The organism is Stenotrophomonas sp. 1278 (assembly GCF_029892765.1).
In the GTDB taxonomy this organism is placed as follows: domain Bacteria; phylum Pseudomonadota; class Gammaproteobacteria; order Xanthomonadales; family Xanthomonadaceae; genus Stenotrophomonas; species Stenotrophomonas indicatrix.
On sequence record NZ_JARXWD010000011.1, the window covers coordinates 113,716 to 126,092 of the forward strand.

Below are 12,377 nucleotides of genomic sequence, written 5' to 3' on the forward strand. Positions count from 1 at the left end.
CCCCGCACCTTCGGGGGGCTGCACGATGAACCTGTCCGGCCCCTTCATCCGTCGCCCGATCGGCACCGCCCTGCTGGCCATCGGCTTGTTCATGGTCGGCGTGATCTGTTACCTGCGGCTCGGCGTGTCGGCGTTGCCGAACATCGAGATCCCGGTGATCTTCGTGCACGCCAGCCAGTCCGGTGCGGATGCGGCGACCATGGCCTCCACGGTGACCGCGCCGCTGGAGCGCCACCTCGGCCAGCTGCCGGGCATCGACCGCATGCGCTCGTCGAGTTCGGAAGGCAGCTCGCTGGTGTTCATGATCTTCCAGAGCGACCGCGACATCGATTCGGCCGCGCTGGACGTACAGACCGCGATCAATTCGGCGCAGGCCGACCTGCCCTCGGGCATGGGCTCGCCGATGTACCAGAAGGCGAACCCGAACGACGATCCGGTGATCGCCATCGCGCTGACCTCGCAGACGCAGTCCGCCGATGAGCTGTACAACGTCGCCGATTCGCTGCTGGCCCAGCGCATCCGCCAGATCGGCGGTGTCGCCTCGGTGGATATCGCCGGTGCCTCGACGCCGGCGGTGCGTGTGGACGTCAACCTGCGCCTGATGAACGCGCTGGGACTGACCGCCGACGACCTGCGCAATGCCGTGCGCGCGGCCAACGTGACCTCGCCCACCGGCTTCCTCAGCGATGGCAACACCACCACGGCGATCATCGCCAACGATTCGGTTGCACGCGCCGCCGACTTCGCCGATCTGGTGGTCAAGACCCAGGGCGATGGCCGGGTGATCCGCCTGAAGGACATCGCCAACGTCTACGACGGCCAGCAGGACGCCTACCAGGCCGCGTGGTTCGACCACAAACCGGCCGTGGTGATGTATGTGTTCACCCGCGCCGGCGCCAACATCGTCGAGACCGTGGACCGGGTGAAAGCGCAGATTCCCGCGTTGCGCGACTACCTGCAGCCGGGCACCACGATGACGCCCTACTTCGACCGCACCCCGACCATCCGGTCGTCGCTGCATGAAGTGCAGATCACCCTGCTGATCAGCCTGGCGATGGTGGTGCTGACCATGGCGCTGTTCCTGCGCCGGTTGGCGCCGACGCTGATCGCGGCGGTCACCGTGCCGCTGTCGCTGGCCGGTGCCGCGCTGGTGATGTACGTGATGGGCTTCACCCTGAACAACCTGAGCCTGCTGGCGCTGGTGATCGCGATCGGCTTCGTGGTCGACGATGCGATCGTGGTGATCGAGAACATCATGCGCCACCTCGACGAGGGCATGCCGCGGATGCAGGCGGCCTTCGCCGGTGCGCGCGAAATCGGCTTCACCATCGTCTCGATCACCGCTTCGCTGGTGGCGGTGTTCATCCCGCTGCTGTTCGCCAGCGGCATGATGGGCGCGTTCTTCCGCGAATTCACCGTGACCCTGGTGGCGGCGATCGTGGTGTCGATGATCGTTTCGCTGACGCTGACCCCGGCGCTGTGCAGCCGCTTCCTCAGCGCGCACGACCACACGGCGGCACCGTCGCGCTTCGGCCGCTGGCTCGATGCCGGTCACGAGCGGATGCTGCGCATCTACACCGTGTTCCTTGATTTTTCGCTGCGCCATGCGCTGCTGCTGTCGTTGACGCCGTTGATCCTGATCGGCGTCACCATCTTCCTGTTCGGTGCGGTGAAGAAGGGCGCGTTCCCGCCGCAGGACACCGGCCTGATCTGGGGCCGCGCCAATTCCAGTGCGACGGTGTCCTTCGAGGACATGGTCAGCCGCCAGCGCCGCATCACCGACATGCTGATGGCCGACCCGGCAGTGAAGACCGTGGGCGTACGCCTGGGCAGCGGCCGCCAGGGCTCCAGCGCACAGTTCAACGTCGAACTGAAGTCGCGCAAGGAAGGCCGCCGCGAAACCACCGCACATGCACTGGCTCGGCTGAGTGCGAAGGCCGACCGCTACCCGGACCTGCAGCTGCGCCTGCGCGCGATCCAGGACCTGCCCAGCAACGATGGCGGTGGCAACAGCCAGGGCGCGCAGTACCGCGTCTCGCTGCAGGGCAACGACCTGGCCGCACTGCAGGAATGGCTGCCCAAACTGCAGGCGGCATTGAAGAAGAACCCGAAGCTGCGTGATGTCGGCACCGACGTCGACAACGCTGGCCTGCGCCAGAACATCGAGATCGACCGGGCCAAGGCCGCGCGCCTGGGCATCTCGGTCGGCGCCATCGACGGTGCGTTGTACGGCGCCTTCGGCCAGCGCCAGATCTCCACCATCTACTCGGACATCAACCAGTACAGCGTGGTGGTCAATGCGCTGCCGTCGCAGACCGCTACGCCTTCGGCGCTGGACGAAGTGCATGTGCGTGCACGCAACGGCGAGATGGTGCCGATCACGGCGGTGGCCCGCCAGGCTCCGGGCCTGGCGCCCTCGCAGATCACCCATGAAAACCAGTACACGACGATGGACCTGAGCTACAACCTCGCCCCCGGCGTCAGCATGGGCGAGGCCAAGGCCATCATCGACAGCACCGTGGCCGGCATGCGCATGCCCGGCGACATCCGCCTGGCCGACGACGCCGGCTTCGGCTTCAACTCCGACCCCAGCGACATGCTGATCCTGGTGCTGGCAGCCATCCTCACCGTCTACCTGGTACTGGGCATCCTGTACGAAAGCCTGATCCACCCGGTGACGATCCTGTCCACCCTGCCGGCCGCCGGCGTCGGTGCGTTGCTGGCGCTGTTCGGCACCAACACCGAACTGTCGGTGATCTCGATGATCGCGCTGGTGCTGCTGATCGGCATCGTCAAGAAGAACGCGATCATGATGATCGACTTCGCCCTGGTGGCGCAGCGCGAACATGGGCTGACTCCGCGCGATGCTGCCCGTGAAGCCAGCATCGTGCGTTTCCGCCCGATCATGATGACCACGATGGTGGCGATCCTGGCGGCGGTGCCGCTGGCGATCGGCCTGGGCGAAGGTTCAGAGCTGCGTCGCCCGCTGGGCATCGCGATGATCGGCGGCCTGCTGTTCTCGCAGAGCCTGACCCTGCTCAGCACGCCGGCGCTGTACGTGATCTTCTCGTGCCTGGCCGAGCGCTGGAAGGCGCGGCGCGCGCGCAGGCGTGAAGCGAAGCTGCTCAGGCGCGCACAGCGGGCCTGACTTCGGTAGCGCCGGGCCATGCCCGGCGGCCTTTCAGCAATCCGCGCTGCGCGCTCGCCGGGCATGGCCCGGCGCTACCGGCCTCTGGTGGGTGCGGACCGTTGGTCCGCACGCCGATGGCATTTGACGCGCTGTAACGAAAAGAGAACAATTCTCATCCAGCAATGGTCCTGCGCCCCCTTGTGGCGCCCCGCTGCCGTCCCCGGCACGCCTGCGTGATCCCAGCCACCGACCTTTCCCCCCTGCATGGGCGGATGGCCCGTGGCCGCCCGCCGAGGATCTCCATCGATGTTGCCGATTCGCTCCCCCCGCCTGGCCGTACTGGCCGTCGCGCTGTCCGCCGCCTGCACTGCACACGCCGAAGCCCCGGCCGGATCCCGCAGCGCCACCGATCTGGACGCGGTCAAGGTCATCGCCGAGCGTACCCATACCGAGGCTGGCGCCCTCGGCGATCGCGCCCTGCGTGATACCCCGTTCGCGATCACCGCCGTCGGCCGTGAGCAGATCGAACAGCGCCAGGTCGTGTCGCTGGGCGAAGCCTTCCTGCTCGACCCCTCGGTCACCACCCAGGTCAGCGCCTATGCCAGTGGCTGGAGCTCGCCGATCCGCAACCGTGGCATCGACCTGAATTTCGACAGCTACCGGGTCAACGGCCTGCAGGTCTCGTCCTGGGGCACCGAATGGCCGCTGGAAGTGATGGAACAGGTCGACCTGCTGAAGGGTCCGGGAGGTTTCCTGTACGGCTTCGGCGCGCCGGGCGGCATCGTCAACTACATCACCAAGAAACCGACCGACGTACCGACCTTCTCCGCCCAGCTCGGCTGGCGCGAGCAGGGCATCGTCAGCGGAGGCATCGACGTCGGCGGCCGCTTCGGCAACGAGCAGATGTTCGGCTACCGCTTCAACGCATACCAGGAAAAGGGCGAAACCTTCAACGGTGGCCATGTCGATCGCAAGGTCGGTGCACTGTCGCTGGACGCGCGCCTGAGCGATGCGCTCACCTGGACCTTCGACGGCGTGTTCCAGTCGCGCGACCTGCGCGAGGAATCACCGCAGTACTACTTCCGTGGCCTGACCTCACTGCCGCGGCCGATCGCCGGCGATGTCGACAACAGCGTGCCCGGCACCTACTACGACACCCGCTCCAGCCTGCTGTCCACCGCGCTGAACTGGCAGATCAACAGCGACTGGAAGGCCAGCCTGAGCTATGGCGTCACCACCTCGTGGAACGACGTCAACAAGATCTTCGCCTACATCGACGATACCAACGGCGACTACGCCGTCAACGTCTATGAGCTCGGCGGCAAGAGCGAGTGGAAGCTGGCACAGGCACTGGTGCAGGGCCGCTTCGGCACCGGCCCACTGCAGCACCAGCTGGTGGCCGGTGTCAGCCACCAGACCGGGCTGGGCTGGGACCGTCCCTACGAGTTCAGCCTGATCGGCCGCGCCAACCTCTACCAGCGCCATGGCATCCGTCACGACGCGGTGGGTTCCCGGGTGATGACCCGCGGTGACGAGACCGTGCAGCAGGCGGTGTTCGTCAGCGATACCGTCGATCTCGGCCATGGCTGGTCGGTGCTGGCCGGTTGGCGCTACAACGACTTCGAGACCAAGGGCGCCTACCACACCTATCCGGTCACCCCGACCTATGCGGTCATGTTCAAGCCCAGCGAGGCCGTCACCCTGTATGCCAGCTACATCGAGTCGCTGGAAGCAGGCAGCCGCGTAGGCAGCAGCTACATCAATGCCGGCGATGTGCTCGACCCCACCATCAGCAAGCAGTACGAGATGGGCGCCAAGGTGGAAGCGAATCGCTGGAACGCGAATGTCGCTGCGTTCCGCCTGGAACGTGGCGCCAACATCGATCAGCTGACCGATGCAGGCAAGCGCCTGGTGCAGGATGGCATCACCCTGTACGAAGGCGTCGAAGCCAGCGCCGACCTGCACCTGACCGATGCGCTGACCGTGGGCGGTGGCGTGACCTGGCTGGACCCGACCTACGACAAGCTGTCACCGGGCAGCGCGGCGCAGGAAGGCAACCGTACCGTCGGTGCTGCGCGCTGGAGCGGCGTGCTGCACGCCACCTACCAGCTGCCGTGGGTGGAAGGGCTGGAGACCTATGCCGCCGTGCGCTACTACGGCGATGTCTGGTACGACGCCGACAACACCCTGAAGCTGCCCGACTACACCCTCGTCAACGCCGGCGTCGGTTACCGCCTGCTGGCCTCCGGCCATCCGGTGACCCTGCGGGCCAGCGTGGAGAACCTGGCCAACCGCAGGTACTGGTCCAATGCCGGCGTCGGCCTGCCGCGCACCTTCGCGCTCAGCGTGCGGTTCGACATGTAACGGGCCTCGGTAGCGCCGGGCCATGCCCGGCGGCTGCATGCCACGCCGCGCCGCGCGCTCGCCGCGCATGGCGCGGCGCTACCGGATTTCACGCGTGGCCCATAATAATGGTGGCCGATCCTTTCGCCGAGCCTGCATGTCCGCACGCGAATCCCGCCTCAGCCGCCTGTGGGCCCACGAGAAGGCCAGCTATGGCCTGCGGGTGTTCATTGCCCTGACCGCGGCCCTGGCCGTGTGCTGGCACCTGGATGCGCTGACCGCGCTGCCCGGCGTGTTCCTCGGCATCATCGCCAGTGCGATTGCCGAGACCGATGACAACTGGTGGGGCCGGACCAAGGCCGTGCTGCTGTCGCTGTTGTGCTTCTGCCTGGCAGCGGCCTCGGTGATCTGGCTGTTCCCATGGCCGTGGATATTCATCGCGGCACTGGCGCTGTCCACGTTCGGCCTGACACTGCTCGGTGCACTGGGCGAGCGCTACGCGTCCATCGCCCAGGCGACCGTCACGCTGGCCATCTACACCATGATCGGCCTGGAACAGCATGGCGCCCATGACCTGCACAGTGCGCTGGATGCGGTCAGCCACCTGCTTGCGGGTGCGGTCTGGTACGGGCTGCTGTCGATCCTGTGGACCACGCTGTTCGCCAACCGGCCGGTGCGCGAGCGCGTGGCCCGCCTGTACGTGGAACTGGGCCGTTACCTGCAGCTCAAGGCCGCGCTGTTCGAACCCGTACGCGAGGCGGACCTGCAGCGCCGCCAGCTCGACCTGGCCGAACAGAACCGCCGCGTGGTCGGCGCGCTGAACGAAGCGAAGACGGCGATCCTGGCGCGCTTTGGCCGCTCCGGACGGCCCGGCGTCAACTCCGGCCTGTACCTGCGCCTGTACTACATGGCACAGGATTTCCATGAGCGCGCCAGCTCCTCGCATTATCCGTACGGCGCGCTGGTCGACGCGTTCTTCCACAGCGACGTGCTGTACCGCTGCCAGCGCCTGCTCGACCTGCAGGGCCAGGCCTGTGCACGGCTGGGCGAAGCGATCCGGCTGCGTCGTCCGTTCGTCTACGGCGAGAGCAACCAGCAGGCCGGGCGCGATCTGGCCGATGCCCTGGCCTACCTGCGCGACCAGCAACGCCCGCAGTGGCAGCGCCTGCTCGGCTCGCTGGACCTGCTGGTGCACAACCTGCGCAGCATCGAGCGCCGCCTGCTCGATGCCGAACGTTCCGAAGCCAGCCTGGACAACGTCGACACCCGCCTGCGCGACAGCAACCCGCACACGCTGCGCGAAATGGGCGTGCGCCTGCGCCAGCAGCTCACCCCCGGCTCGGTATTGTTCCGCCATGGCCTGCGCATGGCGCTGGCACTGATCGCCGGTTTCGTTGCCATCCATCTGTTCAATGCACAGAACGGCTCGTGGGTCCTGCTGACCATCGTGTTCGTGTGCCGGCCCAGCTTCGGTGCCACCCGCCAGCGTCTGGCCCAGCGCATCGTCGGTACGCTTGCCGGCCTGGTGCTGACCTGGGCGCTGCTGCAGCTGTTCCCAACGCTGGAGATCCAGCTGCTGATCGCACTGCTGTCGGCACTGCTGTTCTTCTTCACCCGTACCGACCGCTATCTGGTCGCCTCGGCCGCCATCACGGTGATGGCGCTGACCTGCTTCAACCTGATCGGCGACGGCTTCGTGCTGATCGTGCCGCGCATGGTCGATACGGTCCTGGGGTGCGCGATCGCCGCAGCGGCCGCGTTCCTGATCCTGCCGGACTGGCAGGGTCGACAGCTGCACCGCGTGCTGGCGCGGGTGCTGGATACCGCCGCCCGCTATCTGGAATCAGTGCTGGGCCAGTACCGCAGTGGCATGCGCGACGACCTGGCCTACCGCATCGCCCGCCGCGACATGCACAACGCCGATGCCGCACTGTCCACAGCATTGTCGAACATGCTGCGCGAACCGGGCCACGTGCGCCGCAACCTCGATTCGGGTTTCCACTTCCTGGCGTTGTCCAACACCCTGCTCGGGCATCTGTCGGCGCTGGGTGCGCACCGCGACCAGGTCGACAGCTACGCGGGCGATCCACTCGCGCTGGCCGCTGGCGAGCGGGTGCGTAAAGCGCTGCAGCAGCTGGCATCGGCATTGACGGCGCAGCAGCCGGTGTCGGAGGAGGACAACGACGCCGATCGTGCGGTGGCCGCCGAACTGGAACAGCTCGATGAGACGATGCCGCCGAAACTGCAGTTGATCCGCACGCAGATGGCGCTGGTGCTGCGGATGTTGCCGAAGGTGAGGGCAGCGGCCAATGGCGCGGTGCGCGGCCTGGCCTGAGCGGACGGCATCCACGCATGGCGTGGATCCACTGGAGCGGTATTCGGGCGTGACCCTGTCGGCCGTGCAACATCGTGTTGCGTGCACGGGGGCATTCCGATCACGCCCCGGCGCCGATACTGCGGTGTCGCCCACGCAGGATCTCCCCCATGAAGATCGAACTCAACGACCGCACCGCACTGGTCACCGCCTCCACCGCCGGCATCGGTCTGGCCATCGCGCAGGGGCTTGCCGCCGCGGGTGCGCAGGTCATCCTCAACGGCCGCAGTACCGACAGCGTGGAACGCGCACGTCAGCGATTGCTGGCTGCAATTCCCGGCGCCAACGTGCTGGGCGTGGCCGCCGATCTGTCCGACGCCCGCGGGGTCGACGCGCTGCTGGCCGGCCTGCCGGGCAACGTCGACATCCTGGTCAACAATGCCGGCATCTTCGGCCCGCAGGACTTCTTCGAGACCGACGATGCCACCTGGGAGCAATACTGGCAGACCAATGTCATGTCCGGCGTGCGCCTGTCTCGCGCCCTGCTGCCGGCGATGGTCGACGCCGGTTGGGGCCGCGTGCTGTTCATCTCCTCCGAATCAGCACGCAACATTCCTGCCGACATGATCCATTACGGCGTCAGCAAGACCGCGCAGCTGTCGTTGTCGCGCGGCCTGGCCAAGCGCGTAGCCGGCAGCGGTGTCACCGTCAATGCGGTGCTGCCCGGCCCGACGTTGTCCGATGGCTTCGCAACGATGTTCGAAGAAGAGCGTGCACGCACCGGCAAGCCGCTGGAACAGATCGGCCGTGAGTTCGTGATGGCCCATCGCCCTGCATCGGTGATCCAGCGCGCGGCCACGGTCGAGGAAGTGGCCAACATGGTGGTCTACCTCGCCTCGCCGCAGGCGTCGGCCACCTCCGGCGCAGCGCTGCGGGTCGATGGCGGCGTGGTCGACGATATCGTGTGAGCGTTGGTGGGGTGTGTGGACCAACGGTCCGCACCTACCGCATCCCTGCCTGACAGGCAGGGATGCTAGGCTGCGCCGGTCCAAGGAGGTTCCATGTCCGGTCACAACCAGTTCGCCCTGCTGCGCCAGCGCCGTTTCCTGCCGTTCTTCATCGTGCAGGGCTTGGGTGCCTTCAACGACAACGTGTACCGGCAGGCGATCATCGGCCTGCTGTTCTACCTGGGCGTGGCCGAGAGCGAGCGCACGCTCTACACCAACCTGGCGCCGGCGCTGTTCATCCTGCCCTACTTCCTGTTCTCCGCCCTGGCCGGGCAGATCGCGGAAAAGCTGGAGAAGTCGCGGCTGATCGTGATCACCACCACCATGGAGATCGTGATCATGACGCTGGCTGCGGTGGGCTTTCTCACCGAGAGCCTGCCGGTGCTGCTGGTGGCCCTGTTCTGCACGGGCCTGCAGTCCACCTTGTTCGGCCCGGTGAAGTACTCGGTGCTGCCCTCGGTACTGCGTCCGGAAGAACTGACCGGTGGCAATGGCCTGGTCGAGATGGGCACGTCGATGTCGATCCTGACCGGCATGATCGTCGGCGGCCTGGTGTTCACCCTGGCAGGCAGCCATGGCCCGATCGTGGCCGCCACCTCTGTCATCGCGCTGGCGATCTGCGGCAACCTGGCCGCGCGCATGATTCCCAAGGTGGATGCCGGCGCCCCGGACCTGAAGATCAACTGGAACCCGATCCCCGAATCGCTGGCCGTGCTGCGCATGGCCAGGAAACAGAAGGCGGTACGCAACGCCATCCTCGGCGTGTCCTGGTTCTGGTTCGTCGGCACCATCCTTACCGCGCAGCTGCCGTCCTATGCGGTCACCAACCTCGGTGGCGAGCCCACCCTGTACATCTTCGCCCTGGCGCTGTTCTCGGTCGGCACCGGTGTCGGTTCGCTGCTGTGCGAAAAGCTGTCGGCGCGCACGGTGGAGATCGGCCTGGTGCCGCTGGGTGCGTTCGGCATGACCGCCTTCCTGCTGGACCTGTACTTCGCACGCGCCGGTGAGGCCACCGCGCAGGGCCTGTCGGTCACCCAGTTCGTGCACCAGGCCGGCAGCATCCGCATCATCATCGACCTGCTCGGCATCGGCCTGTTCACCGGCTTCTTCGTGGTGCCGCTGTTTGCGTTGATCCAGAGCCGCACGCCGAAATCGGAGATGTCGCGCGTATTCGCCGCGCTGAACATCCAGAACTCCGGCTTCATCGTCGCTGCGGCCGTACTCGGCCTGCTCACCCAGCGCCTGCTCGGCTGGACCATCCCGCAGCTGTTCCTGGCACTGGCCATCGCCAATGCCGTGGTGGCGATCTACATCTTCACCATCGTCCCCGAATTCCTGATGCGCTTCCTTAGCTGGGTGATGGTGCGCACGCTGTACCGGCTGCGCCCGCACGGCATCGAAGCGAACGTGCCCGATGAGGGCGCCGCGCTGCTGGTCTGCAACCACGTCAGCTACATGGACGCGCTGATCCTGTCGGCGACGATCCCGCGCCCGGTGCGCTTCGTCATGTACTACAAGATCTTCAACATCCCGGTCATGCGCTGGATCTTCCGCACCGCCAAGGCGATTCCGATCGCCGGTGCGCGCGAAGACCCGGCCTTGATGCAGCGTGCGTTCGATGAGGTCGATGCCGCACTCGCCGAGGGCGAGCTGGTATGCATCTTCCCGGAAGGCGCACTGACCCGTGACGGCACGATGGCACCGTTCAAATCCGGTGTGGAGAAGATCCTTGAACGCCGCCCGGTACCGGTGGTGCCGATGGCCCTGCGCGGCATGTGGTCGAGCATGTGGAGCCGCCGCGATACCCGTCTGGGCCGCATGCGCGTGCCGCGCCGGTTCCGGGCGACAGTGGAGGTGGTCGCCGCCCCGGCGGTGGATGGCCATTCAACCGATGCCGCCGCCCTGGAAGCGCAGGTCCGCAGCCTGCGCGGCGACCTCGCCTGACGCAATCGTCCCCATCCGGGGGCGATGACGGTACGCTGCATATGCCACCGTCCAAGGACGATGCGAGGCCTGACGGGGCTGAAAACGCATACATGCGTCGTTGGTTGCGGTAGATTACGCACCCACAGGGGGGAGGTTCGGCCAGTTCACACGGCCGACCACCAAGGAATGGAGTCTTGCTTTGAATCAACCGCCACCGCTCAGCCGTCCGGTCTACATCCCCAACCATCTGGTCTGGGCGATCCTGACGACGCTGTTCTGCTGCCTGCCGTTGGGCGTGGTGTCGATCGTGTATGCCGCCCAGGTCGATGGTCGCAATGCGGCCGGTGACCTGCCGGGGGCCTATAGCGCGTCGCGCAAGGCGGGCTGGTGGGCGGTGGCTTCGGCCGCAGCCCTGCCGGTCCTGTTGCTGTTGTGGTTCGGGCTGTTCGGCGGCTTGGCCGCGCTGGGCGCTCTATCCGACCTTTGATTCACCACCACCACCCATCGAGGAGCTTGAACCATGAACACCACCACTGCGCAGGTCCCCAACAATCTGGTCTGGGCCATCCTGTCCACCCTGTTCTGCTGCCTGCCGGCCGGCATCGTGTCGATCGTCTACGCCGCGCAGGTCAACGGCAAGCTGGCTGCCGGCGACGTCGCCGGTGCCCGTGATTCGGCCGACAAGGCCAAGAAGTGGGCCATCTGGTCGGCCATCGCTGCCGTTGTGGTTGGCGTCCTGTACTTCATCATCATCATGGCCGTTGGCGGCCTGGGCGCCCTGAGCGGCGGCAACGGCAGCTACTGATGCCCGCGACGGGGTCCGGCCATGCGCCGGATCCCGCCCCCGCATGTCCGCACTTCCTGCTCGTTCCCGACTTACCCGCTGGGCTCCGCTGCTGGCCGCGTCCGGCCTGGCTGCGGGTGCCGCCGTGGTCCTGCGCCACGTCAATCCGTATGTCTCCGGCAATCCGCTGCCGGGCTGTCCGCTGTACGCACTGACCGGCTTCTACTGCCCCGGCTGCGGCAGCACGCGCTGCCTGTACTCATTGGTCCACTTCGACCTGCCCGGCGCGATGGCGATGAACCCGTTGCTGGTCATCAGCCTGCCCTTCCTGTTCCTGATGCTGCTCAACACCGCCGGCGTACGCCCGCGCGTGCTTGATCCACTGATGCGGGTACTGGCCAGCCCCACGTTCTGGCTGTGGCTGCTGCCCGGCTATGCCGTGCTGCGCAACCTGCCGTGGGCTCCGTTCACCGCGCTGGCCCCGGTGTAGGTTTCCAGCCAACGGCGCAGCCCCTCGTGGTGGAAGGCAGAAGCTGGGGTTGGCCGGGCGGGTGGGTTACGCAGGGGCCGCTGCAAGTACGTCCATGTAAGCTCGGTCGCGCCATCCATGGCGCTTACGCCCCTGCGCAACCCACCCGCCCGGCCACGGACAATTTCCGTGCGCGTCCACCACGGAAAAGAAAGAGAAGATCAAAAGCCGAAGCGGATCGCTCCGCTCGGCATCCACGCATGGCGTGGATCTACTGGCCGTCATCGGAAACTGTCGGGGGTGGGGGGGGGGGGGGGGGGGGGGGGGGGGGGGGGGGGGGGGGGGGGGGGCCGCGGCCCCCCCCGCGCGGGGGGAGCGGGGGGGGGGCCGCCCCCCCCCCCCCC

General features: G+C 67.0%; 8 protein-coding genes. All 8 read left to right on the plus strand.

Features of this window, described 5'->3' with window-relative positions:
• Positions 1 to 25 precede the first annotated feature (25 nt).
• Positions 26 to 3,148, plus strand: a complete 3,123-nt coding sequence (locus M2299_RS12015; protein WP_099843921.1) for an efflux RND transporter permease subunit — start codon at positions 26 to 28, stop codon at positions 3,146 to 3,148.
• 288 nt (positions 3,149 to 3,436) lie between these two features.
• A complete protein-coding gene (locus M2299_RS12020; RefSeq protein ID WP_280884411.1) occupies positions 3,437 to 5,494 on the plus strand; it encodes a TonB-dependent receptor in 2,058 nt (685 codons plus the stop codon).
• A gap of 136 nt (positions 5,495 to 5,630) precedes the next feature.
• A complete protein-coding gene (gene yccS, locus M2299_RS12025) occupies positions 5,631 to 7,808 on the plus strand; it encodes a YccS family putative transporter (protein WP_099785628.1) in 2,178 nt (725 codons plus the stop codon).
• Positions 7,809 to 7,957: 149 nt separating this feature from the next.
• Positions 7,958 to 8,755, plus strand: coding sequence for an SDR family oxidoreductase (locus M2299_RS12030; RefSeq protein WP_025874638.1), 798 nt, complete (start codon positions 7,958 to 7,960; stop codon positions 8,753 to 8,755).
• A 93-nt stretch (positions 8,756 to 8,848) separates the two neighbouring features.
• Positions 8,849 to 10,738, plus strand: coding sequence for an MFS transporter (locus tag M2299_RS12035; protein WP_100437001.1), 1,890 nt, complete (start codon positions 8,849 to 8,851; stop codon positions 10,736 to 10,738).
• A 181-nt stretch (positions 10,739 to 10,919) separates the two neighbouring features.
• The gene (locus M2299_RS12040) at positions 10,920 to 11,207 is read left to right on the plus strand and encodes a CD225/dispanin family protein (RefSeq protein WP_025874636.1); all 288 of its coding nucleotides are present in this window, start codon (positions 10,920 to 10,922) and stop codon (positions 11,205 to 11,207) included.
• A gap of 33 nt (positions 11,208 to 11,240) precedes the next feature.
• The gene (locus M2299_RS12045; RefSeq protein WP_025874635.1) at positions 11,241 to 11,525 is read left to right on the plus strand and encodes a CD225/dispanin family protein; all 285 of its coding nucleotides are present in this window, start codon (positions 11,241 to 11,243) and stop codon (positions 11,523 to 11,525) included.
• Positions 11,526 to 11,568: 43 nt separating this feature from the next.
• Complete coding sequence (locus tag M2299_RS12050) at positions 11,569 to 11,994, plus strand: DUF2752 domain-containing protein (RefSeq protein WP_025874634.1); 426 nt, start codon at positions 11,569 to 11,571, stop codon at positions 11,992 to 11,994.
• Positions 11,995 to 12,377 lie beyond the last annotated feature (383 nt).